The sequence below is a fragment of the Neorhizobium sp. P12A genome (genome assembly GCF_008365395.1).
In the GTDB taxonomy this organism is placed as follows: Bacteria; Pseudomonadota; Alphaproteobacteria; order Rhizobiales; family Rhizobiaceae; genus Rhizobium.
Map to the genome: position 1 here is coordinate 606,073 of NZ_QOVX01000001.1, position 24,827 is coordinate 630,899.

The 24,827-nt window shown below is 59.7% G+C and carries 22 protein-coding genes and 1 tRNA gene; 9 read left to right on the top strand and 14 right to left on the bottom strand.

Annotated elements, in window-relative coordinates:
* Nucleotides 1-43: 43 nt before the first annotated feature.
* From DTW90_RS02840 to chvE, 5 genes are all read right to left on the bottom strand, one after another.
* On the bottom strand, nucleotides 44-1,477 hold the full coding sequence (locus DTW90_RS02840) for an aldehyde dehydrogenase family protein (protein WP_149336300.1): 1,434 nt from the start codon (nucleotides 1,475-1,477) through the stop codon (nucleotides 44-46).
* Nucleotides 1,478-1,548: 71 nt separating this feature from the next.
* Nucleotides 1,549-2,547: an AraD1 family protein gene (gene araD1 / locus DTW90_RS02845; RefSeq protein WP_132518938.1), complete on the bottom strand. Its 999-nt coding sequence runs from the start codon at nucleotides 2,545-2,547 to the stop codon at nucleotides 1,549-1,551.
* A 119-nt stretch (nucleotides 2,548-2,666) separates the two neighbouring features.
* Nucleotides 2,667-3,977 carry a multiple monosaccharide ABC transporter permease gene (gene mmsB, locus DTW90_RS02850; RefSeq protein WP_149336301.1) on the bottom strand — a complete coding sequence of 437 codons (1,311 nt, stop codon included), beginning with the start codon at nucleotides 3,975-3,977 and terminating at the stop codon, nucleotides 2,667-2,669.
* On the bottom strand, nucleotides 3,977-5,512 hold the full coding sequence (gene mmsA, locus DTW90_RS02855; protein ID WP_132518934.1) for a multiple monosaccharide ABC transporter ATP-binding protein: 1,536 nt from the start codon (nucleotides 5,510-5,512) through the stop codon (nucleotides 3,977-3,979). The genes mmsB and mmsA overlap by 1 nt, the downstream gene beginning before the upstream one ends.
* Before the next feature lie 97 nt (nucleotides 5,513-5,609).
* Nucleotides 5,610-6,674, bottom strand: a complete 1,065-nt coding sequence (chvE, locus tag DTW90_RS02860) for a multiple monosaccharide ABC transporter substrate-binding protein (protein ID WP_132518932.1) — start codon at nucleotides 6,672-6,674, stop codon at nucleotides 5,610-5,612.
* Between the two features lie 272 nt (nucleotides 6,675-6,946).
* On the opposite strand from chvE, the gene DTW90_RS02865 reads away from it, so the two are divergent.
* From DTW90_RS02865 to DTW90_RS02875, 3 genes are all read left to right on the top strand, one after another.
* Nucleotides 6,947-7,954, top strand: a complete 1,008-nt coding sequence (locus tag DTW90_RS02865) for a LysR family transcriptional regulator (protein WP_132518930.1) — start codon at nucleotides 6,947-6,949, stop codon at nucleotides 7,952-7,954.
* A 51-nt stretch (nucleotides 7,955-8,005) separates the two neighbouring features.
* Nucleotides 8,006-8,548, top strand: coding sequence for a hypothetical protein (locus tag DTW90_RS02870; RefSeq protein WP_132518928.1), 543 nt, complete (start codon nucleotides 8,006-8,008; stop codon nucleotides 8,546-8,548).
* 97 nt (nucleotides 8,549-8,645) lie between these two features.
* Nucleotides 8,646-9,146 (top strand): GNAT family N-acetyltransferase, encoded by a 501-nt coding sequence (locus DTW90_RS02875; protein WP_149336303.1) that lies wholly within the window; start codon nucleotides 8,646-8,648, stop codon nucleotides 9,144-9,146.
* Here DTW90_RS02875 and DTW90_RS02880 read toward each other — a convergent pair.
* Complete coding sequence (locus DTW90_RS02880) at nucleotides 9,143-9,415, bottom strand: hypothetical protein (RefSeq protein ID WP_149336304.1); 273 nt, start codon at nucleotides 9,413-9,415, stop codon at nucleotides 9,143-9,145. The two genes, DTW90_RS02875 and DTW90_RS02880, sit on opposite strands and share 4 nt — an antisense overlap.
* A 155-nt stretch (nucleotides 9,416-9,570) precedes the next feature.
* Between DTW90_RS02880 and iolG the strand changes: the two genes are divergently transcribed.
* Nucleotides 9,571-10,563, top strand: coding sequence for an inositol 2-dehydrogenase (gene iolG / locus DTW90_RS02885; protein WP_149336306.1), 993 nt, complete (start codon nucleotides 9,571-9,573; stop codon nucleotides 10,561-10,563).
* 222 nt (nucleotides 10,564-10,785) lie between these two features.
* Here the strand turns inward: iolG and DTW90_RS02890 are convergent, their stop codons facing one another.
* The 3 genes from DTW90_RS02890 to DTW90_RS02900 form a co-directional block, all read right to left on the bottom strand.
* Nucleotides 10,786-12,519, bottom strand: a complete 1,734-nt coding sequence (locus DTW90_RS02890) for a CRTAC1 family protein (protein WP_246664877.1) — start codon at nucleotides 12,517-12,519, stop codon at nucleotides 10,786-10,788.
* Nucleotides 12,516-13,856 carry a di-heme oxidoredictase family protein gene (locus DTW90_RS02895; protein WP_246664878.1) on the bottom strand — a complete coding sequence of 447 codons (1,341 nt, stop codon included), beginning with the start codon at nucleotides 13,854-13,856 and terminating at the stop codon, nucleotides 12,516-12,518. The genes DTW90_RS02890 and DTW90_RS02895 overlap by 4 nt, the downstream gene beginning before the upstream one ends.
* A 103-nt stretch (nucleotides 13,857-13,959) precedes the next feature.
* Entirely contained in the window at nucleotides 13,960-15,207 is a 1,248-nt protein-coding gene (locus DTW90_RS02900; protein WP_246664879.1) for an ROK family transcriptional regulator, read from the bottom strand.
* Between the two features lie 220 nt (nucleotides 15,208-15,427).
* On the opposite strand from DTW90_RS02900, the gene xylF reads away from it, so the two are divergent.
* From xylF to DTW90_RS02920, 4 genes are all read left to right on the top strand, one after another.
* Complete coding sequence (gene xylF / locus DTW90_RS02905) at nucleotides 15,428-16,468, top strand: D-xylose ABC transporter substrate-binding protein (RefSeq protein WP_132518914.1); 1,041 nt, start codon at nucleotides 15,428-15,430, stop codon at nucleotides 16,466-16,468.
* Nucleotides 16,469-16,739: 271 nt separating this feature from the next.
* A complete protein-coding gene (locus tag DTW90_RS02910) occupies nucleotides 16,740-18,068 on the top strand; it encodes a sugar ABC transporter permease (RefSeq protein ID WP_132518912.1) in 1,329 nt (442 codons plus the stop codon).
* Between the two features lie 14 nt (nucleotides 18,069-18,082).
* Nucleotides 18,083-18,868, top strand: coding sequence for an ATP-binding cassette domain-containing protein (locus DTW90_RS02915; RefSeq protein ID WP_132518910.1), 786 nt, complete (start codon nucleotides 18,083-18,085; stop codon nucleotides 18,866-18,868).
* A gap of 171 nt (nucleotides 18,869-19,039) precedes the next feature.
* A tRNA-Arg gene (locus DTW90_RS02920) sits at nucleotides 19,040-19,116 on the top strand.
* A gap of 108 nt (nucleotides 19,117-19,224) precedes the next feature.
* On the opposite strand, the gene DTW90_RS02925 is transcribed toward DTW90_RS02920, so the two are convergent.
* The 5 genes from DTW90_RS02925 to DTW90_RS02945 all read right to left on the bottom strand — a co-directional run bounded on the left by DTW90_RS02925 (nucleotide 19,225) and on the right by DTW90_RS02945 (nucleotide 24,029).
* On the bottom strand, nucleotides 19,225-20,280 hold the full coding sequence (locus DTW90_RS02925) for a hypothetical protein (RefSeq protein ID WP_132518908.1): 1,056 nt from the start codon (nucleotides 20,278-20,280) through the stop codon (nucleotides 19,225-19,227).
* Nucleotides 20,277-21,230: a phosphotransferase gene (locus tag DTW90_RS02930; RefSeq protein WP_132518906.1), complete on the bottom strand. Its 954-nt coding sequence runs from the start codon at nucleotides 21,228-21,230 to the stop codon at nucleotides 20,277-20,279. Before DTW90_RS02930 ends, DTW90_RS02925 begins: the two co-directional genes overlap by 4 nt.
* The gene (locus DTW90_RS02935) at nucleotides 21,227-21,877 is read right to left on the bottom strand and encodes an HAD-IA family hydrolase (protein ID WP_149336310.1); all 651 of its coding nucleotides are present in this window, start codon (nucleotides 21,875-21,877) and stop codon (nucleotides 21,227-21,229) included. Before DTW90_RS02935 ends, DTW90_RS02930 begins: the two co-directional genes overlap by 4 nt.
* 304 nt (nucleotides 21,878-22,181) lie before the next feature.
* A complete protein-coding gene (locus DTW90_RS02940; RefSeq protein WP_149336312.1) occupies nucleotides 22,182-23,030 on the bottom strand; it encodes a hypothetical protein in 849 nt (282 codons plus the stop codon).
* A gap of 243 nt (nucleotides 23,031-23,273) precedes the next feature.
* Nucleotides 23,274-24,029: a glucose 1-dehydrogenase gene (locus tag DTW90_RS02945; protein ID WP_132518900.1), complete on the bottom strand. Its 756-nt coding sequence runs from the start codon at nucleotides 24,027-24,029 to the stop codon at nucleotides 23,274-23,276.
* Nucleotides 24,030-24,229: 200 nt separating this feature from the next.
* Between DTW90_RS02945 and DTW90_RS02950 the strand changes: the two genes are divergently transcribed.
* The gene (locus DTW90_RS02950) at nucleotides 24,230-24,823 is read left to right on the top strand and encodes a L,D-transpeptidase (protein WP_149336314.1); all 594 of its coding nucleotides are present in this window, start codon (nucleotides 24,230-24,232) and stop codon (nucleotides 24,821-24,823) included.
* The last annotated feature ends 4 nt before the right edge of the window (nucleotides 24,824-24,827 follow it).

A 24,827-nucleotide genomic window follows, 5' to 3' on the forward strand; every position in this document is an offset into this window, starting at 1 on the left:
AAGTCGCCCGGATCGCCTCGTTTTCGATCCGAGCCCTGATGTCTTATGCCAGCGTGTATGCTGTCTTGACCGTTGTGAAGAATTCTGCGGCGTATTTGCCCTGCTCGCGCGAGCCGAAGGACGATCCCTTGCGGCCGCCAAAGGGCACGTGGAAGTCGACGCCCGCTGTCGGCAGGTTGACCATCACCATGCCGGCCTCGGCATTGCGCTTGAAATGCGTGGCATGCTTCAGGCTGGTCGTCGCGATGCCCGACGACAGGCCAAACGGCGTATCGTTTGCGACGGCCAGCGCCTCTTCGTAATCCCTAACGCGAATGACCGATGCCACCGGCCCGAAAATCTCTTCACGGGAAATGCGCATCTGGTTGGTCGCTTCGGTAAACAGCGTCGGCTGCAGGTAGAAGCCGGGCGTGTCGCGCTTGATCAGCTCGCCGCCGAAGGCAAGCTTGGCGCCTTCCTGTTTGCCGATCTCGATATAGTCGGTATCGGTCTTCAGCTGCTTCTCGTCGACCACGGGGCCGATATGGGTGCCCGGCTTCATCGCGTCATCGACATTGAGCGTCTTCAGCTTCTCGGTCATGGCAGCGACGAACTTGTCGTGTATCCCTTCGGTCACGATCAGGCGCGAGGATGCCGTGCAGCGCTGGCCGGTCGAGAAGAAGGCCGAATTGGCGGCAGCCTCGACGGCGACGGTAAGGTCGGCATCGTCGAGAATGACCATCGGGTTCTTGCCGCCCATTTCGAGCTGGTACTTGCGATTATGCTCGACGGACGAAACCGCAACGCGCTTGCCCGTGCCGACCGAGCCGGTAAAGGTGATGCCCGCCAGTTCCGGGCTGTCGAGCATGGCCTGGCCGACGACCGAGCCCTTGCCCATGACGAGGTTCAGCACGCCCTTCGGCAGGCCGGCGCGATGCAGGATATCGACGATCGCCCAGGAACAGCCGGGCACGAGATCGGCCGGCTTGAAGACGACGGTGTTGCCGTAGCAGAGCGCCGGCGCGATCTTCCAGGTCGGGATGGCGATCGGGAAGTTCCAGGGGGTGATGATGCCGATGACGCCGATCGGCTCGCGGGTGATCTCGACGCCGATATTGGGACGCACGGAGGGAAGCACTTCGCCCGCCAAGCGCAGCGCCTCGCCGGCAAAGAATTCGAAGATCTGCGCGGCGCGGATCGTCTCGCCGATTGCCTCAGGCAGGGTCTTGCCCTCTTCGCGGGCAAGCAGCGCGCCAAGCTCGTCCTTGCGCGCCATGATCTCGTCGCCGGCCTTCTTCAGGATGACGTGACGCTCCCAGATGCCCGAGCGCGACCAGGCCGGGAAGGCAGCCTTGGCAGCTGCGATCGCGTTGGCCACATCCTTGGCATCGGCGCTCGCATAAAGCCCGACCACTTCATTCGTGTTCGACGGGTTGATGTTTTCCGCGCCGTTCGAACCGGTCCACTCGCCGGCAATCAGGTTCTGATGAATGGTCATAGGCTTCGAGGCCTCCTCTTGTTCATTCAAAGAAACATCCGGCCACCTCCTCGCGGCCGGACTTCTGGGCATCAGAGCTGGCGGACCGCCACGTCTTCTTCCGCAGCAACAGCCAGCGGATTGCGCAACGGGAGGCCGAATTCGGCCACTTCGATCTCGAACACGTCGCCCGCTTCCGGCTTGATGCCTTCAGCGAAGGAGAGCGTTGCCGTGCCAAACATGTGAACATGGACGTCGCCGGGAACGCGGAAGAGACCGTATTTGAAGTGGTGGTATTCGAGGTTGGCGAACGTGTGCGACATGTTCGCCTCGCCCGACAGGAAGGGCTTTTCGAAGATCACCTTGTCGCCGCGCTTGATCCGCGACGTGCCGCGGATGTCTTCCGGCGCCACGCCGATACGGATTTCCGGGCCGAAGCTTGCCGGACGCAGCTTGGAATGGGCGAGATAGAGATAGTTGATCCGTTCGGTCACGTGATCGGAGAACTCGTTCGACAGCGCAAAGCCGATGCGGAACGGCGTGCCGTCCTTGGCGATGACATAGATGCCGGCCATCTCGGGCTCTTCGCCGCCATCAAGCGCGAAAGAGGGCGAGACGAGCGCTGCACCCGGTGCGGCTGCGCCATAGCCGTTGCCCTTGTAGAACCACTCGGGCTGAACGCCCTTTTGGCCAACGGCCGGCTTGCCGCCCTCGATGCCCATCTTGAACATCTTCATGGAGTCCGTCAGCGTCTCTTCGGCCGCTTCCGTCGTCTTCTTGTGCATGGAGTCGCGGGTCGCGGCAGAACCGAGATGCGTCAGGCCCGTACCAGTCAAATGCAGATGCGCGGCATCCGGATGCGTGATCGGCGGCAGAAAACGTCCGGCGGCATAGGCCTTGTCGAGATCGATCGCCTCGCCGAGACCATGCGCCTCGATGACCGATACCAGCGACTTGCCGCTATCGGCGGCTTCCATTGCGAGCGCGTAGACACTGGCGGCTTTATTGACGGCCTTGGCGGCCTTGCCGGCTTCGTCGCGTACCGCAACGATGATCTCGCCGTTCGAGCCCTTGATCTGGGAAATGAGCATGGCTTTCTTCCTTTATGTAAGGCGCCATACGGGGGCTAAGCTCCGCAACTCCGGCCCCGATGGGGCCGGATTGGTCATGCGCCTGAATGCAAAATCCGGTGGGTGATCGCTAGATGCGATCAACCCTTGTTCTTGTTGTAGACGTCGAAGAACACGGCGGCCAAAAGCACGAGGCCCTTGACCATCTGCTGGAAGTCGATGCCGAGGCCGACGATCGACATGCCGTTGTTCATGACGCCCATGATGAACGCGCCGATGACCGCGCCGGTGATCTTGCCGACACCGCCCGAAGCCGAGGCGCCGCCGATGAAGCAGGCCGCGATGACGTCAAGCTCGTTGCCGACGCCGGCCTTCGGGGTGGCCGAGTTGAGGCGGGCCGCGACGATCATGCCGGCGAGACCGGCGAGGACGCCCATGTTGACGAAGGTGTAGAAGCTGAGGCGCTCGATGTTGATACCCGACAGCTTCGTCGCCTTGGCGTTGCCGCCCATCGCATAGATGCGGCGGCCGATCGTCGTACGGCGGGTGATGAAGGCATAGAAGCCGATGAGAACGAGCATGACGACCAGAACGTTCGGCAGCCCCTTGTAGGTCGAGAGCTGGAACGCCAGGAAGACGATGACGAACGCCATGATGGCGTTCTGCACAACGAAGAAGCTCGCAGGCTCGACATCCGAGCCATGCGCCATCTTCGATGCACGGCGGCGAGCAGCGCTGTAGACCAATGCAGCTGCACCGATGATGCCGAGGACGAGCGCGGCAATGTTGTTGATCGTCCACGTCGCGGTCACGAGCTGGACGTCAATCGGCGCCGCCGTCATCTTATCGAAGTCGAACAGGAATGAGTTGATCTGGAGCCACGGACCGCTGAACGACCAAGGGCCAAGGAAGGACAGGAAGTCGGGGATGAAGCCGGTGCTGAGTACCTGGAAGTCCGGCGGGAACGGACCGATGTTCTTGCCACCGAGGACGAAGAGCGTCAGACCGCGGAAGACCAGCATGCCGGCAAGCGTCACGATGAACGACGGAATGCGGTGATAGGCGATCCAGTAGCCCTGGGCCGCGCCGATTATGCCGCCGATGATGAGACACAGAATGCCGGCCACGACATAGTTCATATGCCAGCTGACCGTCATGATGGCCGACACCCCGCCGACGAAGGCGACGATCGATCCGACCGAAAGGTCGATATGACCTGCCACGATGACGAGCAGCATGCCGAGTGCCATGATGACGATGAACGAGTTCTGCAGCACGAGGTTGGTCAGATTGACCGGCTTGAAGAGAATGCCGCCCGTATAGATCTGGAAAAAGACCATGATCGCAACGAGAGCGATCAACATGCCGTATTCGCGAATATTGCCGCGAATAAAGTCAAAAACGGAAACGACGTTGCCTTCCTCGGTGACGGGTTGGTTGATCGGCGTCATTACTTCTTCTCCCCTGAGCGCATGATAGCGCGCATGATGGTTTCCTGGCTCGCCTGCTCTTTCGGCAGCTCTGCAACGATACGCCCTTCATTCATGACGTAAATACGATCGCATGTGCCCAGCAGTTCGGGCATTTCCGATGAGATCATCAGAACGCCCTTTCCGTCGGCGGCAAGCTGGTTGATGATGGAATAGATTTCGTATTTCGCGCCGACATCAATGCCGCGCGTGGGTTCGTCGAGGATCAGCAGATCCGGATTGGAGAACAGCCACTTGGACAGAACCACCTTCTGCTGGTTGCCACCCGAGAGGTTCACCGCCTCCTGGAAGATGCCCGAGCTGCGGATGCGCAGCTTGGAGCGATAGTCGGTCGCGACGCGCGCTTCCTCGAAACTGTCGATCACGGTCGCCCGCGAGACGCCCTGCAGATTGGCGAGGGTCGTGTTATGGACGATGTTATCGTTGAGCACGAGGCCGAGCACCTTGCGGTCTTCCGTCACATAGGCGAGACCGGCGTCGATCGCCCTGCGCACCGTACTGACATCGACCGCCTTGCCGTCCATCAGGACTTCGCCGCTGATCTTGTGGCCGTAGGACCGACCGAAGACGCTCATGGCGAACTCGGTACGCCCGGCGCCCATCAGGCCGGCAATGCCGACGACTTCGCCCTTGCGGACGTTGATGTTGATGTCGTGCAGGACCTGGCGATCGCGGTGCTGCTGGTGGAAGGCGTTCCAGTTCTTGACCTCGAGGATCGTCTCGCCGATCGGCACGGAGCGCGGCGGATAACGATCGGCCAGTTCGCGGCCCACCATGTTCTTGATGATGATGTCTTCGCTGATTTCCTGGGTGTGACAGTCGAGCGTGTCGACCGTCATGCCGTCGCGCAGCACCGTGATATGGTCGGCAACCTTGCGCACTTCGTTCAGCTTGTGGGTGATGATGATCGAGGTCAGGCCCTGGTTGCGGAACTCCATCAGGAGGTTGAGCAACGCGTCGGAATCCTTCTCGTTGAGCGAGGCGGTCGGCTCATCGAGGATCAGCAGCTTGACGCTCTTGGAGAAGGCCTTGGCGATTTCCACCAGCTGCTGCTTGCCGACGCCAATGTCGGTCACGAGCGTTTCCGGGGATTCCTTGAGCCCGACCTTGGTCAGGAGCTCCTTCGCCTTGGCAAAAGCCTCGTCCCAGCGGATGATCCCGTTGGAGGCGACCTCGTTGCCGAGAAAGATATTTTCAGCGATCGAAAGCTGCGGAACGAGCGCCAGCTCCTGATGAATGATGACGATGCCGATTTCTTCACTGTCCTTCAGGACCTTGAAGTTGCGGACGTCACCTTCATAGACGATGTCGCCTTCGTAGCTTCCTGCCGGATAAACGCCGGAGAGGACTTTCATCAGCGTCGATTTACCGGCGCCGTTCTCGCCCACCAACGCATGAATTTCACCCTTCTGAACCTTGAGGTTCACGTTCGAGAGCGCCTTCACGCCCGGGAACGTCTTGGTGATATTCCGCATTTCCAGGATTATATTTTCCATAGTCGAAAACCCAACGCCGACGACCGAAACGAGACCCGGCGATCATAAAATAATAACCGGAACCCGCCAATGGCGGGTCCCGGCGACGCGATTTAAATTACTTCAGCTGGTCGGCCTTGTAGTAGCCGCTGTCGATAAGAACCTTGGAATAGTTGTCCTTGGTTACAACGACCGGCTTCAGCAGGTAGGACGGAACAACCTTGACACCGTTGTCGTAGGTCTTGGTGTCGTTGACTTCAGGCGTACCGCCCGTCATCAGAGCGTTGACCATGCCGACGGTTACCTTGGCGAGATCGCGGGTGTCCTTGAAGATCGAGGAGTACTGTTCGCCGGCAATGATCGACTTGATCGACGGGATTTCCGAGTCCTGACCGGAAACGATCGGGAGCTTCAGGTTGCCGGAACCATAGCCAACGCCCTTGAGCGAGGAGATGATGCCGATCGACAGACCGTCGTAAGGCGACAGGACGGCGTCAACATGAGCGTCCGTGTAGTAAGCGGAGAGCAGGTTGTCCATGCGAGCCTGGGCCGTTGCCGGGTCCCAACGCAGCGTACCGACCTTGTCCATGCCCATCTGGCCCGACTTTACGACCAGCTTGCCGCTGTCGATGTAGGGCTGCAGAACCGACATAGCGCCGTCATAGAAGAAGAAGGCGTTGTTGTCATCAGGCGAACCGCCGAAGAGTTCGATGTTGAACGGGCCCTTGCCGTCCTTGAGGCCGAGGCCGTCGACGATCGTGCCAGCCTGGAGAACGCCAACCTGGAAGTTGTCGAACGTGGCATAGTAGTCGACGTTGCCGGAGTCGCGGATCAGGCGGTCGTAAGCGATAACCTTGATGCCAGCGTCATGAGCCTTCTGGAGAACGTCCGAAAGCGTCGTGCCGTCGATAGCAGCAATTACGAGAACCTTGGCACCCTTGGTGACCATGTTTTCGATCTGCGACAGCTGGTTCGGAATGTCGTCGTCGCCATACTGCAGGTCGGTGCTGTAACCAGCTGCCTGAAGCTGCTTGACGATGTTGTTGCCGTCATCGATCCAGCGAGCCGAAGACTTCGTCGGCATGGCGATACCAACGGTCCCCTTGTCTGCGGCCAAGGCCGGAGCCACGAAAGAAGCGACGCCAAGAGCGGCGGCCGCCATCAACGAGATAATGGATTTCATCTCTCTCTCCCTCTGTTAAATAAATCGGCGGGCAATGCCCGCCCCGAAACTGTGGCAGGTTCCGTAGAATGGATGTTACTTCTAATTGTGAGAAACGAAGTACGTCTCCTCCACGATCTCACGCATGTTGAGCGGCTGACCCAGCGCACGAGGGGCAAACTCGTATGGATTCGTATAACTGTCAAATAGAATAGATGGCGTCTCATATATCATCTTTGGTATAACGTTAAAAAATAGTACTTTTTGCCATCAGGAGGCTGATTTTTACAACTATGGAGAAAATTCTTTACGATTATTCCCGTGATGGTACAGAAATTCACACAGATAATTTTCGCGACGACTCGCTTTTGCGCGCCGGTTTGAAGCTGAATCACCTGCGAATGATCGTCACTATCGAAGATCATGGGCAGATTTCGGCCGCTGCGGAGGCTCTGAACATCTCCCAGCCCGCCGCTTCGCGGATGTTATCGGAAATGGAATCGATTGTGAAAATTCCCCTCTACGAGAGGGTCGCAAGAGGCGTCGTCTTGACCTCTTTTGGGTCTGCTCTTGCCAAACGGGCACGCAAGATCCTGCTGGAGCTGCGCGAGGCTTCCCGTGAGATCGGTGAGCTTAGAACCGGCAAGGGCGGGTCGGTCTATATCGGCGCCGTCACCGCCCCGGCGATGAGCCTCGTCGTCCCCGCGATCCAGCGCGTGACGCAGGCCTATCCGGGCATCGAGATCAACATACAGGTCGAGACGAGCAATGTGCTTGCCCGCGAATTGCTCGCCGCCCGCCATGACTTCATCATCGGCCGCATTCCAGATGAGCTCAATCCGCGGCTGTTCGCGGCCCATGAAATCGGCATCGAAAAGGCCTGCCTGATCGTCCGCAACGGCCATCCCCTCCTGAAGAAGGGTGTTGCAAGCCTGCAGGACCTGTCCGGCCATGACTGGGTCTTCCAGCCGCCGGGCACGCTGCTGCGGCGGAAGCTCGAGGACATATTCATCACAGCTGGCGTGCCGCTGCCTGAGAATACGGTCAACACCTCGTCCCTGCTCCTGACGCTTGCGGTCGTCTGCAAGACGGACGCCATCGCTCCCATCGCGCTTGATATGGCGCAGTTCATCTGTGGCCAAAGTTCTCAGGCGGGTGAGGCCTGCATCCTGCCGATCGACTTCGATATCGACGTGAAGCCCTTCAGCTTGATCACTGCCCGCGAACGGGCGATGCCGCCAAGCGCTCGCCTGCTGCACGACATGATTCTTGAGGACAGCCGCACCTTGATAATGACCTGACCAGCCCGGGACCATCTTCGCGATGCATGCTTGTGCACCCTGGAGAAAAGCATGCTGTTCGGACAATCCGTATTCCAATCGGTTCTCGATCGCCTCGACGCGGAAGAGGAAGAGACTCCCAAAAGCGCCGAGCCAAGTGCGCATCGCATTCACGGCCTCAATACAGGTTTCGCCTCGACCGTTCTTGAAGGCGTGTCCGTGCCGTCTGCCCGGCCGGATCAGGCCTATGTCGACAACCTGGGATCCGACGGGCCCTTCGCAAGCTTTAAAGAAGAAGCAGCGACAGGCGGAGACTCTGCGGCAAACACCAAGACTGTGACCGTAAAACCGGAACCGGTCGTGCCGGAACCACCGGTCATGCCGCAACATCTGACGCGAGTGCGGCCCGAGCAGATTGCGGCGGAACTATCGATTTCCTCCGGGGACACGATGCACAGCCTGAGCGACAAGCGCCGCGCCTTCGCCAAGACAAACCACCCTGACGGCGTTGCCCTGCCCTTTCGGGACAATGCGACGATCCGCATGAAGATTGCCAATCTCTTGATCGATGAAGCAATGCGACGCCTGGCGAAAGCCGCAAGGCTGCGGCGGTAGCTGACTCTGCATCATCAACCTCTGGCCCAGGCTAATTTTCGTACTATCGTGCCGACTGCCCTTATCACCGACTATCGCCGTCACCGGAACTCTCGTCATGCCGCAATTTCATATTCGTCGCCTGCAGCCCGAAGATCACGTCGCTTTCCGTGACATCCGCCTGGAAGGACTGCGGCTGCATCCGGAAGCGTTCGGCGCATCGCTGGAAGAGGAGGAGCGCCTGTCTCCGGAAGAGATTGCCGGGCGAATCGGGCGAAGCGTCATCTTCGGCGGCTTCGACTCTGACGAGAGGCTGGCCGGCGTGATCGGCCTTGCGCGCTCGAACCCCGCAAAGATCCGCCATATCGCATCGATTTGGGGCATGTATCTGCGCCAGCAGGCAAGAGGAACCGGCCTTGCGAAAAGCCTGCTTGCCGAAACGATGGCGGAAGGAAAGACCATGTGCCGCTCGCTGCGGCTGAGCGTCGTTTCCTCCAACCTTGCCGCCATCCGCCTCTATCAGTCGATGGGTTTCAGCCAATGGGCTGTCGATACCGAGGCGCTGAAGGTTGCGGACACCTATTACGACGAAATATTGATGCGGATCGATTTCGGCTAGCCGTCGCGCTTTTCGCTGTTGCCTGCGTTTTCGCCGTCGTCATCCTCATCGTCGGCGACTGCAGGCTCGCTGGCCGATTCCGGTGGCTTCGGATCGAAATTCAACAGCAGCATCCAGGCTGCGTAGATACCGACCGCACCGACGAGGACCGCCCAGAACGGCTCTCTGGTCGATGCCTCGATGACCGCCCAGCCAAGGCAGACCGCGACAATCAGGATGCGGCGCCAGAGGGATTTGTAAAAGGGATGGTTCGGGTCGATCAGCTGCATGTGCGCTTTGTACTCTTAATCTTCGGGTGCGATGTCTTTAAGCTGAATTTCAAGAATGTGAAAGTCGGGCGGCTTGACGCCGCCGGCTGAAAATGGAATGAAAATTCCAGAATATTTATTATTCGGTTCGTTTATTCCGAAATTGGGAGGATGACATGACTGTAAGATTTGGTCTGCTCGGCGCCGGCCGCATCGGCAAGGTGCATGCGAAAGCCGTGAGCGGCGACGCAAATGCGAAGCTCGTCGCTGTCGCCGACGCCTTTCCAGCGGCTGCCGATGCCATTGCCTCGGCCTACGGCTGCGAGGTGCGCTCCATCGAGGCCATCGAGGCCGCCAAGGATATCGATGCCGTCGTCATCTGCACGCCGACCGATACCCATGCCGACCTGATCGAGCGCTTCGCCCGCGCGGGCAAGGCAATCTTCTGCGAGAAGCCGATCGATCTCGACGTCGCCCGCGTCCAGGCCTGCATCAAGGTCGTCGACGAGACCAAGGCCAAGCTGATGGTCGGCTTCAACCGCCGCTTCGATCCGCATTTCATGGCCGTGCGCAAGGCGATCGACGACGGCAAGATCGGCGAGGTCGAGATGGTGACGATAACATCGCGCGACCCGGGCGCCCCGCCGGTCGATTACATCAAGCGCTCCGGTGGCATCTTCCGCGACATGACCATCCATGATTTCGACATGGCCCGCTTCCTGCTTGGCGAAGAGCCGGTTGCGGTATCCGCGACCGCCGCCGTCCTCGTCGACAAGGCGATCGGCGAAGCCGGCGACTATGATAGCATCTCTGTGCTGCTGCAGACGGCATCAGGCAAGCAGGCGATGATCTCCAACTCGCGCCGCGCCACCTACGGCTACGACCAGCGCATCGAGATCCACGGTTCCAAGGGCATGGTTGCCGCCGAAAACCAGCGCCCGGTCTCCATCGAGATCGCCAACGGCGACGGCTATACCCGCCCGCCGCTGCACGATTTCTTCATGACCCGCTACATCGAAGCCTATGCCAACGAGATCGCCAGCTTCATCGCCGCGATCGAAAAGGGCGGCAAGATCACGCCCTCGGGCGCCGACGGTCTCGCAGCCCTGCGGCTGGCCGATGCGGCCGTGCAGTCGGTGAAAGAAGGGAAGCTGGTGAAGATTGGGTGATATCCGATCGTAGGATTCTATGGGAACGGCCGGAGGAAACTTCGGCCGTTTTTATTGGGTCCTACGGCGCGTTTCTTCGCGATACCGCCACCCCACCCTCCCTCATCCCTGTGCCCGTCACAGGGATCCAGCCGCTATGCGTCCACATGGCGAGAAGGCTCCCGCGTCATCGCAAGGCGAAAATGCAGGAGCACCAACTCGTAAAGCTGCCGCTCCGATCCCCTATTTCCCCACAGCCGCCGCGCCCTCAACAGCAGCCGGAACCGCCACCGCCTGCTTCTCCGCCGCAGGTGGCGGGAACCAATACTGCGCCGCCGTCGTGCCGCGCTTGATCACCACATGCTGGTTGGCGAAGATGCGGTAGGGCTGGCTCCATTCCCCATCGGGCCATTGCACGCGAATGACGGCGCGTTCGTTCGTGCCGAGGCCGAAATGGGTGAAGCCGACATGGCCGGAGGCGTGGCCGCCGCCGACCTGGACGCGCTGCACCTGGGTGACGGTGCCGGCGCGCAGATTGATGGTGGCGCCGATGCCCATGTGGTTGATCGGGCCGTTGTCGAGCTCGATCTCCGTCCAGTTGCCGAGCGGGCGATAGCCCCAGTCGGTCTTGGCGCCGAGATTGCGGTAGAGGAAGGCCTTCTGCATGCGGTTGGCGACGAGGATGTCGAGCATGCCGTCATTGTTGAAATCCTCGACGACGGCGCCGCGGCCCTTGCCGGGTAGCGCGATGCCGGCCTCCTCGCCCTTCTCGTGGAACTTGTTGTCGAAGCCGCCCATCAGCAGGTCGCCCGGGTCGCTGGCGGCGAATTCCGGCATGGCCTCGACATTGCCCTTGGTGATGAACAGATCCGTCTTCATGTCGTTGTTGACGTCGGCAAACTGCGCATGCCAGGCCGTCGACGGACGATGATCCTTGCCCGTATAGGGCCGGTAGGCCGCGGCCCCCACCTCATAGGCGGTGTCGCGATAGGTCGGATTGTTCTCGTCAGCATCCTCGTCAAGCACCTGCAGTTTGTTGTCGCCCATCGAGGTGATGAAATATTCCGGCATGCCGTTGGCCTTCGGATCGGCCTCGGCGAGGCCCGTTCCCCAGATATGCAGCGCCGCCCAACCCTCGGCTGCCGTATATTGCCGTGGCGGCCGGCCGGGCGCGATCTGCCAGAGCTGCTCCTGGCCGCCGCGATAATATTGCCGGTCGTTGGCGACGCGCAGCGAATCCTGGCCGGAGTGATTCCAGTCGGTGAACAGCATGGAGAGCGTACAATAGCTCGGCTTCAGCGGCAGCGGATTGGAATAGTCCGGCTTGTCGTTGCCGACGGGCCGGTCGAAGACATCGTCGCTGCAGGTCCCGAAAGGCGTGCCCGGCGCATAGCGATCGACATAATTGCCGAAGGCGAGCGTCGGATATTTGTTGCCCGCCTCCCAAGTGGCCGCAAAGGCCGTTGTCCAGTCCTTGCCGCCGTCGAAGGCGAATGTCTTGTTCGCCTTCTCGAAGGTACAGTTAGGGCCGCCCTTCAGGATGATGTTTTCGCCAAGGCGCAGCAGCACCAGATCGGTGTAGCCGTCATTGTCGATATCGATCGGATAGATGCCGAGAACCGAGCGCTGGTCCTTGTCCGAGAGATTGACTGGAATCTGCTGGAACTTCAGCGCCCCACCGGTCTGGCTCTGGTTGACATAGAGTCCGATCGGACTGGTGCCGCCGGCCAGCATGAGGTCCGGCTTGCGATCGCCGTTGCAATCGAAGCTCGCGACACCGCCACCGACGAAATATTCCCAGCCGCCGGTATATTGATGGTCGATGCCGGCGGCGACGGCCTCCTCCTGGAAATGCGGCACATCCATCAGGAAAGGCGCTTCCGGCTGCGCCGGCTTGTCTTCAGCGAAAGCGGCGAAGGGCGCGAGTGCGTAAGCGACCATGCCGACGCTGGCGATGAGGGAGACGATCTTCTTCATTGTTCGATCTCCAGCGTCTTGAGGAAGGCGATGATCTTCGAACGGTCCTCGTCCGAAGCGTTGACATAGGCATCGCGCGCCTTGCGGCCGTCGCCGCCATGGGCGCGAATAACGCCGTCCATCGTGGTGATGTCGTTGCGGTGGCCATATGGCGGCGTCGAGGCCACGCCCCAGAGTTCAGCCGTCATGAAGATGTTGCGATCGACGAAGCGCTGGGCGATCAGCTCGTTGCCGAGCTGGTCGATGTCGTTGTCCGTCATCGTATGGCGTTTGAGGTCGCCGAACAGCGGTACCAGCACCTGGCCCTTGTCGTTGCGCTTCAGCTTCTTCGTCCAGTCGCGCTGCGAGAGATCGTAGACCGCCGGCTCCTTCACCTGGGTGACGTTCAGCGTCCCCGCCATGTCCTCCGGTCCCGGATCGGAGAAGGAGAGGCTGTCGAGCGGCAAGCTTTCCATGTGGCAGGAGGTGCAGCCAATACCGGTGAAAAGCTTTTCGCCGTCTTCGGCCATCTGCCGCCATTTTGGATCGTCCGGCACTTTCTGCACCGGCGCCGGCAGGGTCGCCTGCCAGGCGACCAGCGCCGAAACGTCGCCGTCGCTGACTTCATCGGGATGGCCGTCCTCGTCGAAATCGGTCGTGCCCGTCCAGCGTCCGCCAAAGCGCTCCACCGGCTCCATGCCGTGATGCTGGTTCAGCGCATTGACGGTAAACTGGCGTAGCGAGGTCATGACACCCTTCTGGCTGAAGGGACGGATCACCAGATCCATGTCGATGCCGTCAAGCTCGCGCATGTCGACGAGCCCGTCCGGCTGGGCGGTGATCCAGCCGTATTTCACGCCCTTGGTCTCAAGCGCGACACGCTGCGGCTCGCCCGTCTGGGCGGCGAGCGCAATCGCATCGCCGCGCTCCTTCTGCAGATCGGTCGTCATCTCGCGCGCCAGAAGCTCCAGCAGGCCGTCGCCGAACAGGCTGTTGGTGCCCCGCTCGTCGGAGAACTGCGGGTCGGTCGTGTCGAAATCGGCACTCTCGAAGCCTTCGGACACGAAGACATTGGTGGTGAAGTCGCCGGCACCCCCGGGAAATGGCAGGTTATGGCAGGAGGAACAGGCATTGGCATCGATGCCGGCCGTTCGGCTGAATTCGTTGAGGACCGGATGCTTGCGCTTGGTGGGCACGATCGCCTGCGTCGCGCCGGGCCGCCCTGCCCCGTCCTCGACCGTGAACCGTGCCATAAACAGCTGCTGGCCGATATCGGTCAGATGGTTCAGCTGGTCAGCCGTCAGATGACCCCAGACGTCGGCCCCGCCTACCCCAGCGCCGGCGTATTTTCCTTTCACGGCTCCCCTGCCAGCTCGGGGCCGCCCGCCGCTGCCAGACAGAGGCACATCAGTACCAGCTTCCTCATTCTCGCCCTCCCTTTGGCAGCATCCTTTCAGGGCACTAGCCAAGCTGTTCGTTCAATTCCATGTTCGTCGTTGCTCCCGACATGACGATATCGCTGTCGATGAGCGCCAGCGCGCGGTTCAGATGCCCCTCGAAGACGAGCGCCGGCTCGTCCGCGACCACCCGCAATTCAGGCATTCCCTCCATCCGCACGATATGCGACTGCGCAAGTCCCTCCTCGAGGCCCTCGCGCAGCAGGTCGTAGTAGCGCGCGCCCGGCCCGGTGATCGCAATCGGCATCAGGTCATTGAGGCTAAGGACGCGCGAAATCCCGTTGCCCAGCACGAGACCAGCCTGACGGAAGGCAAATCCGTTACGGCGATTGCCCTGCCGTGCGCTAGCGGCGATCTTGTCGAGCTCCGAGATTGGGACGAACTTTGCCGGGATGGTATCCCGCGGGACGTCGAAGGCGGCTCTGAGGATTGCATAAAAACCGGCATAGGCCTCCACGCAGCCATGCGATCCGCAGCGGCAGAGGGCGCCATCGGGTATATGCAGCATATGCCCGAAATTCGGCGCCGAAACCTCGTGCTCGCCACCCGGCTGTCGCGAAACGATCCCAAGCCCGATGCTGTGGCCGAGCGAAAGCGCAGCCAGCGCGCGAAACCGCTCGCCCTTATCATATTCATCCCGCAGTCCCAGTGCCGCGGCGACCAGCAGCGTTTCATTGCCCAGAATGACCTTGGCCTGCCAGCGCCCCCTCAGCGCCTCGGCAAAATCGATCTGATTGCGCCCGAAAATCGGCGACCAGCGCAGCACCGGCGCGAGGCTGTCGACCAACCCCTTGCTGCTGATCGAAATGAGCAGGACCTGATCGCGGGCGATCTTCGACCGCTCTACGATTCGCTCCAGCCCCTCCTGCAGGGCCCTGACGAATTGCGAGACAGGTTGCCCCTCCTGCACGCGGTCCTCGGTAAATCGGTCGAGCAGCGTTCCAGCATAGTCCACCAGCGAATATTGGACCGCATCCGAGGAGATGATGACGATGACGATGTAGCCGCAATCGCGGCGCTGCGAAAACAGAACGCGAGGACGCCCGCGGCCGGTTGCCGCCTGCTGTTCCGTTTTCGCGATAATCTGCGCGCGTTCGAGATCGGCGGTGATCGCCGACACGGTTGCGGAGGAAAGCTTCGTAAAATCAGAGATCTCGGTATGGGCGAGCGAACCGTGGCGCCGCAATGCCCGCAGCACCAGCACGCTGTTTCGCTGGCGCACCAATTCCGTACTCGACTTGCTCTGATTCAAGCCGTCCCCCCTCCATTCCTTCCCCCTCATCTGCAATTCCCGAATGCCCTTCTGATGGGGCCGTTTAAACCTAAGAATGCAGTGTTGACAGCTTCAAAAATCTCTGACACTAAATTTCTCGACTGTCGAGAAAAAAATCCATAGCTTTCTCGTCAGCGTTATCGCGGCGGCCGGCGGGAGCTTTAGGGTACGTGCGGTCGCATTCACTCGGGAGGGTAAATTGAGATCATTTATCAAGCTGGCCGCTGGCGCGGCCCTCGTTTTGACCATGCAGACGGCGGCTTTCGCCAAGGATCTGGTGGTCGGCGTGTCCTGGTCGAACTTCCAGGAAGAACGCTGGAAGACCGACGAAGCCGCCATCAAGAAGGCACTCGCTGCCGTTGGCGCCAAGTACATTTCCGCAGACGCCCAGTCTTCCGCTTCCAAGCAGCTCACGGACGTTGAATCCCTGATCTCGCAGGGCGCAAACGCTCTGATCATCCTTGCTCAGGATAGCGACGCCATCGGCCCGGCCATCGAAAAGGCCGCCGACGAAGGCATCCCGGTTGTCGGCTACGACCGCCTGATCGAAAATCCGGCTGCCTTCTACATCACCTTCGACAACAAGGAAGTGGGCCGCATGCAGGCTCGCGAAGTCCTGAAGGCAAAGCCGGAAGGCAACTACGTCTTCATCAAGGGCTCCTCCTCCGACCCGAACGCCGACTTCCTGTTCTCAGGCCAGATGGAAGTGCTGAAGCCCGCAATCGACGCCGGCAAGATCAAGAACGTCGGCGAAGCCTATACCGACGGCTGGCTGCCGCAGAACGCACAGCGCAACATGGAACAGTTCCTGACCGCCAACAACAACAAGGTTGACGCAGTCGTTGCTTCCAACGACGGCACCGCCGGCGGTGCTGTTGCTGCTCTCGACGCCCAGGGTCTCGCCGGCTCCGTGCCGGTTTCGGGCCAGGACGCCGACAAGGCTGCTCTGAACCGTATCGCGCTCGGCACACAGACCGTGTCTGTCTGGAAGGACAGCCGCGAACTCGGCAAGCGCGCTGCTGAAATCGCCCTCGACCTCGCGGGCGGCAAGACGATGGACCAGATCAGCGGCGTACAGACCTTCACCGGCGGCGCGAAGCACGTTCCGATGAAGTCGGTCTTCCTGACCCCGATCGGTATCACCAAGGACAACCTGAACCTCGTCATCGACGCGGGCTGGATCTCCAAGGCTGAAGCTTGCCAGGGCGTCAAGGCCGGCTCGGTTGCAGCTTGCAACTAATCGCCGCCTAACCAGCTAGAACTGCCGACGCCGTAGCGGCCCTCCGTTGCGGCGTCGAATGCAGTAGGACAAAGCCTCCGAACGAGGACCCCCTCACTGCACGACCCCTGCGCCACCGCAGCCGCCCGCCGCACGCAACGGGCGCGTCGGCGCGACCGCCAAGCATTACTGCCGGTCGGCGATGGCGTATAATGAGATCAGCGCGAGACTATTGCCAGCGACGGTGAAAGATGTCGCGGGCCAGCGCCCAACAGTGGAGAACGGCAAAGCGATGGCCGACATGACACAGTCCACAACATCGAGCGGTCCCCGCAATGCGGAAAGCGGCGCAATCGTCCGCTTCCTGCGCGCAACCGAAATCGATACCCGCCTGCTCGGCATGATCGGAGCGCTGCTGATCATCTGGATCGGCTTCGATCTTTACCTGCGAATATTCGACGGCCGGGAATTCCTGACGCCCAGAAACCTTTGGAACCTCTCGGTTCAGACCTGCGAAATCTCGGTGCTGGCGACAGGCATGGTGCTGGTCATCGTCACACGCAATATCGACCTTTCGGTCGGCTCGGTGCTCGGCTTCGTCGCGATGATCATGGGCGTTATCCAGGCCAAATGGCTGCCGCAATATCTCGGCTTCGACAGTTCCTGGACCTGGATCATTACCTTGATCTGCGGCCTCGCGATCGGTACGGCCATAGGTGCCTTCCAGGGTGCCATCACCGCCTTCATGAATGTCCCTTCCTTCATCGTCACGCTCGGCGGGCTTCTCGTCTGGCGCGGCTTGGCCTGGTATGTGACATCAGGCCAGACAGTTGCGCCGATGGATTCCACATTCGTCGTCATGGGCGGCGGCGGCGCAACCGGTTCGATCGGGGCGACCTGGAGCTGGGTGATCGGCATAATTGCCTGCCTGCTGATCATCGCCGGCATCATCGGTTCCCGCCAACAGCGAAAGCGTTTCCACTTTCCGCGGCGTCCGCTCTGGGCGGAATATTTCCTGGGCGCCCTCGGTTCGGCCCTGGTGCTCGGTACTGTCTATCTTTTCAACAGCTACTACTGGCCGATCGGCATCGCAAAGCGGTACGCAACCGATCACAATATCCAGTGGCCCGAGGCCGGGCTGGACATCCCCTACGGCATCGCCGTTCCGGTTCTTATCGCCCTCTTCATCGGCATCGTGATGACTTTCATCGCCACGCGCCTGCGCTTCGGCCGCTATGTCTTCGCGATCGGCGGCAACCCGGAAGCGGCTGAACTCGCCGGTATCAAGACGCGGTGGGTCATCGTGAAGATCTTCGCGCTGATGGGCTTCCTGGCTGCGGTCGCGGCCGCGATTTCTACCGCGCGCCTGAATTCTGCTGTCAACTCACAGGGCACCACCTACGAGCTCTTCACCATCGCCGCAGCCGTCATTGGCGGCACGTCGCTTGCCGGCGGCAGCGGCACGGTCGCCGGCGCCATGATCGGCGCCCTGGTGATGCAGTCGCTGCAATCGGGCATGGGGCTTGCCAATGTCGATACGCCAATCCAGAACGTCGTCGTCGGTGTCGTCCTTGTCATCGCCGTCTGGCTCGACATCGTCTATCGCTCGCGCGCCAAGTAAAGGGATTCCGAACTATGACGGATCAAACCACTCCGCTCGTGGAAATGAGGAACATTTCCATTTCCTTCGGCGGCATCCACGCAGTCGACAACGCCTCTATCGACCTCTATCCAGGCGAAGTCGTCGCACTGCTCGGCCATAACGGCGCCGGCAAGTCGACGCTGATCAAGATTCTCTCCGGCGCCTACAAGCGCGACTCGGGCGACATCCTGATCAACGGCGAACCGGTCGATATCAAGACGCCGCGCGACGCCAAGAAATTCGGCATCGAGACGATCTACCAGACGCTCGCCGTCGCCGACAATGTCGACGCCGCCGCCAACCTCTACCTCGGCCGCGAGCTGCAGACAAAGTGGGGCACGCTCGATGACGTCGCCATGGAAGCCTCGACCCGCGAAGTGATGGGGCGCCTCAACCCGAACTTCAAGCGCTTCAAGGAGCCGGTGAAAGCGCTCTCGGGCGGCCAGCGCCAGTCGGTCGCGATCGCCCGCGCCATCCTCTTCAACGCCCGCATCCTGATCATGGACGAGCCGACCGCGGCCCTCGGCCCCCAGGAAACGGCGCAGGTCGGCGAGCTGATCAAGCAGCTGAAGAAGGAAGGCATCGGCATCTTCCTCATCAGCCACGACATCCACGACGTCTTCGATCTCGCCGACCGCGTCTCCGTCATGAAGAACGGCCAGGTCGTCGGCCACGCCCGCACCGAGGACGTCACCAAGGACGAAGTCCTCGGCATGATCATCCTCGGCAAGGTGCCGCCAAAAGCCATCCCCGGCCCCGGCGCCATGAAGGTTGCTTGATCTCTTGGTCATAAAGACAACGAGGCCGCAAACCATCCGGTTCGCGGCCTTTCGCTTTTAACGACTTCAATGCTCCCTTATATGCTTCTGCAGCATTTTCCGCATTGAAGCCAAACGGTTCCTAGGTTAAGAACCACCCATCGGACAAGCGAGTCACATCGCTTCAGGCATGCACCCGTAGCTCAGCTGGATAGAGTGTTGGATTCCGATTCCAAAGGTCACAGGTTCGAATCCTGTCGGGTGCGCCATTTCCCTTTCTACCACAGTCTCGATAAATCGTAGTTCGCCGGCAAACGAATGCTGCGTTTACATGAACACCCGGCTGCTGGGCCGGGTGCCCTGTCCGCGTCAATTTGTTAGTTCTCAAATCGCAGCTTCGCGACTAGGTGGGGATCGCTTGGTGCCAGTTCCAATCCGTGTGCCGTCGTAAAGGGCACGGTCGCATGCGGTGCGCTTACGACGCTGTAGCGGCCTATCGGCATATCGAACAGTATATCGTCGAAGGGCAGATCGAGCGCACGGAGCTGTTCCTCAGTCTCCTTGCGGGTATTCGCCGGGCGGATGGAGATGAAGATAACCTTGTGTCCCTCGGAAATCAGCTCGCGGACGACCGATACCGCTTCGTCATTGGCGGCGACGTCGCCGAATCTCGGGGAGAAATGGGCATTGCCGCGCTGCAGGACGAAGCCGTCAAGCAGGACGAAATAGGTGCCCTTCTGCTGGAGATTGCGGCGCCATTCCTTCAGCGTACCCCAATCCTCGTACTCGGTGACCCGGCGGGACGAAAAGGGTTCGCCTTCCAGGATCATGCTGGCGATGATGTCCGAGGTATATAGCTCGCGCTGCCAGCTCGCCTTTTCTTCCAGAAGCGTTTCGAACGTGCTGACGTAGTGCGCCGGCTTGCGGAAGAAATAGCCGCCGACGGAGAAGAGATCGGAGATCACTTCCTTCTCGCGGATCGCGACGATCACGCCGGTCTCGTCCGTCTTGATGTAGCTTTTGTTCCGCGGATTGATGGAGTCGAAGCTGTTGAGCGATTCGCTGCTGACATAATTATGCGGACGCTCGATATCGGTCAGAGCAAAACTATTGTCGCTGTCCTTGACGAAAAAGGGCTCGGAAAGCCCCGTAAGCTTCAGCGTCCGGGTCACCGTTTCCGGCTGGCTGGCCGTCGGCTCGTCGAGGACGACAACCTCGATCGCCTTGCCGAAAGCAGCGCGGATGCCGGCGCGCGCGTCATATTTTTCGTCATGCTCCTTTAGGATGGTGACGATCAGATCATCAAGCTCGAATTCCAGATTCCGGACGGCCTCAACGATCATCGGGCGCCCATTGCCGGATGGAAGCATCCACTTGGGCGGAACGCCCGGAAAACGGGATGAGCGTCCACCGCAGGGAACGATAACCTTCATGTGTGCAAACCTTTTTCAAACAGGTCGCCGGGCATGACCTGCTCGAGCAGGAAATCCAGGCGATCGAGAACGAATTGCCGGTCGTCGGAGACCTTTGCATAGGGCAGGATACGCGCGAGATGGATGCAGACGACCAGCGCAATGAAATGCGGCGAACCCGCAGAGAGCGTTTCAGCAAGTGCGGTCAGCGATTTGCGAACGTAGGAAACGACGCCGAGCGGCAATGGCTGCGACTTGCGCATGTACCACCCCGCCTTCAGGTCCTGATCCAGCTTGGCAATATCGGCCATCCAATGATTGAAGAATGTATCCAGGAGGTCTATGAAGACGATCTCGCCCGCTTCCGTGACGACGATATTCTCGAGCGTCATGTCTCCGTGGCACGCCGTGACGGCAAGAGCTTCCGGCATCTCGGAAGCCTCGATGACTTCCATCAGCCGCGTGATGGAGCGATGTGACCGGATATCGACGGCAGGCGTGGCAGCGAGTATCTCCCTGCATTTCGCCAATGCGCTTTCTCGCGGCGAGACCTGCAAGGCAGGGTCCTGCAGGCTGGCAAAACGCTCAAGACTCCTGCAGAGCTTTTCCGTAAACCGCGCGATCGCAGGAAAGCTGGCGGTTCGCAGAAAGCTTATGCCGTCTAGTCCGTGGATGTATTCCATGTCGAAATAATAGAGGTCGCCTTCATAGCCTTCGTCAAGAATGTGGGGCGTCGTCGCGCAGCCATCCAACAGGCCAGCCGTCAGCTTCTGCTTGATCGCCTGCGCCTGCAGTCGCGCATTCCCAGCCGGTGTCGCAGAAATCTTACGAATGAAAGCAGGCGAAGCGCCTTCACGTATCAACAGCACCCTTGCACCGGAAAAGCCTGAAAGCTCGATTTCCGATCGTTCGGGATGAATGTTTGGCGCAGCCTCGAGGCTTTGATAGATCTTGAGCTTCAGACTTGTCATCGCGCCCCAACCTCCAAGGCAGTTCTCCACGCGGGAAGAGTCAGCCTTACATCAAAGACCTGCATGCCCGCAGCCGTCGCGGCCGCAACGCCGTCATCCATATCTTCGAAGACAAGGCAGCGCTCCGGAGCCACCCCCAACAAGCCCGCCCCCTTCAGATAACCTTCGGGATCCGGCTTGCCCCGGACAACGTCGTCGCCGCAGACGATCGCGTGAAACAAGTCAGTCCATCCCATGGAATCCAGTGTCGTATGCACGCTTTTGCTGGAGCCAGAGGAGACGAGCGCGACCGGGAATACCTTGCTCAACACCGGCAGCAACAGCGAGCAAGGCAGCCGCGTGGGCGGAACATCGCGAAAGAGTTGCGTAGCCCTTGCCACCTTTCGCCGATGGATCTCCTCGACCGCAACCTCGCAGGCGGCGCCATTCAGCAGGCGAGGAATCGTCTCCCTGGCCGCACCACCCGACGCAGCCATGAACGCCTGGAAATCCAAAGAAATGCCTATCTCCGCCAGCACATCTCTGTAAGCCTGATAGTGCAACGGCATGGTATCGACCAGCGTACCGTCGAGGTCGAAAAGGATCGCCTCGACCGCGGAGCCGCTGCGATCTCCAAGGTCACGGCCTAACATTGTCTGGATACCCATCGAACTACCCCAATTTATTCGACCAAACTATTGGTCATGGCGCTTGTGCGTAGCTGTCGCAGATGCCGATTTGCACGTTTAAGCTGCTGTATTAGATGCAACGCAACATCGACATGACCGCATTGCCGCCGCCGGCCTGCGGATTTGCCCCTGAGAGGCTCCGACGCTTCAACCGGCATGCAACGATACTTGGAAAGGTCTGCGGATAGCCATTTCACCCGCAGACAATGAGGTATTCAGCCGATTTCGTCCGGAAATCATGAGACTGGGATAGACGAGAAGGCTGACGATCTGCCGAATCGCATCAGGTCATGAGGCTGAAAATATATCGGCGCAGATCGCAGTCCTCGCGGGGAACGCGCTTGACGCTGAAGACGCCCTTGAGCGCCGAGGCGCCGATATGCGGCGAGCGCAGCGCCCGCGGCATCCGGCGCGCGACAAGCAACCCGGTGCCACGCCTCACCTGTTCGACAACATGAGGGTTCATTTCCAGATTATTGCAATAGTTGCAGAGCGTTATCGGCAAAGTTACGTCAGTGCCCATGAGGCCGAAACACGCAGCCATCGTCGGAAGGATCACTTCTTCTATAGGAAAGCCGATCGGTCCCATCGGAAAATGTTCGACGAATAACTTGGCGATCTGCATGAATATCTGCCTGCTCGCAAATTGCCCCTCCGCCTGGCCGCCAAAAAACAGCGGAAGTCCGAGGGCCGCCAGAAAACCTTGCATTCCCGGCAGGTTCAGAAAATTCGAATTGAACACGCCCCAGTCGTTGGAAGGATCGTAGACCTCGGTCTGGGATCCCAATTCGTATTGCGAGACATAGTCCGCAAGCCCGTGCTTCACCAGCAACTCGTTGGACGAGATCAGCATAACCGCGTCAAAATCGAGACCGGCTTCAAGCGCATAGAGAAAGTTGGCGATATGCGTGTGCATGATGCCGCCCGACCAGACGGTTTGATAGGAATATGGGCTGATATGCACATTTTCGAAGTCACAATGACGCCTGAACTCGTCCTTGCTAGCGAGAGCGTCGGCGGACACGTGAATGCAAATGACCGATCCAGGGCAGAAATAATTGATGTTCTCGATCTGGCCCCGCAGAATATCCGGCCGTTCATGAACAGGAAGCGAGAAAAGAATCTTCCTCATATTGGTTTTCATACCTTTTTTGAATATTGGCGACCCAGAGGCTAGCGAGATCGTGCAAAATCCGCACGCAAACACCCTCGGGTCGCTCTTATCCGATTAAGCTGTTGTTAAGCTGGTGCCGCATAGTTGCCGGTGGCCATCACAGATATAAAATCAAATATTATCTCGCAATTTCAATAATATATACGTGATCGCATCGTTTGTCCTGATGGCAGATCGTCTTGTTGAGCAAGATCAATCTGCCTAGTGAGCAGTATAGGCCCCATCGACCAGATAGTGAGCTCCAGTAATGAAACTTGCTTGTTCAGACAGCAGGAAGCAAACGAGCGCTGCGACCTCTTCCGGTTTTCCACGCCTGCCCATCGGCTGAAGCGCTGCCATTCGTCGCGTGCTCGCTGCCTCAAGATGCTCGGAGAGAAGCGGCGTTTCGATCCAGCCTGGTCCGACGGCATTTATGCGAACGCCGAATCGCGCATACTCAATCGCCGCTGCTTTCGTCAGTCCGACGACGCCGTGCTTGGCTGCCGTGTAAGCCGCCGCGGTCGGCAATGCAACGGAACCGAGCGTGGAGGATATATTGACGACCGCGCCCCCGCTCAGTTTCATCATCGCGGCGATCTCGTATTTCATGCAATAGAAAACGCTGTTCAGATTGACGTTCATCAAATTGTGCCAGCATTCGAGCGGATAGTCGGCGACCGCTGCGCGTACCCCATCAATTCCGGCGTTGTTGACGGCTAGATCGAGGCCACCACATGTCTCGACGGTGAAGTCGACGAGCCTCTTCACACTTTCAGCATCGCTTACATCGACGATGAACTCACGAGCACGCCCGCCATCGGACCGAATCGCCACTGCGGTCTGCTGCGCTGCTTCGGCATTGATATCGGCAACCACAACTTCGGCACCTTCATTGGCCAGTTCTCGCGAAATTGCCGCGCCAATGCCGGAACCTGCGCCCGTTATGATTGCGATTTTCCCTTCCAGGCAAAGTTTCATCGACCCCCCTTTCCCATCTGCTAATATTCGAGCAGAGTGAGATGATCGATGCAAGGAGTTTCATGGATCATGAAAGTGCAACTAGAGATGATCCCCAGTTTTCAAGCTTGCTGTCTCCGGAGGTGAACGCCTTGGTCTAAAAACTTCTTGCTGTTGATTGCAAATCATCGGAACTGACTGAACTACTTGGGCAGGTGAAAATGGACGGACACGATGCAACACGCCGGTCGCTCCTTTTGGGTGGCCTCGCTTTGATGCTCGCAGGATGCGCTACGCAGGAGGATGGACCGCCGCTCGGATATTATACATTTGGGAGGGACCCAGATGTGGATCCGCGCTATCGGCGACAGGAGGTTGCATATATGGGGAGCGAGCCGCCCGGCACCATCGTCGTCGATACGGCAACGCGCTACCTTTACTTTGTCGAAGCGGATGGAAGGGCTACACGCTACGGGGTTGCAGTCGGAGAAGAAGGACTGAGCTTCAAGGGCGAAGCCACCATCGGTCGCAAGGCAGAGTGGCCATCATGGAAGCCCACCGACGACATGATCCAGCGCAAACCCCGCCTGGCCCAATATGCCGATGGCGTCCCGGGTGGACCACTCAACCCCCTCGGTGCGGCGGCTCTTTATCTCTATCAAGGCGGACAGGACACCTTGTTCCGGCTGCACGGGACGAACGCTCCATGGTCCATCGGCCATGCGGTGTCCAATGGGTGCGTTCGCCTGACGAACGCTAACATTATCGACCTTTATTCTCGCGCTCACGTCGGTACACGCGTGGTGGTCATATAACGGT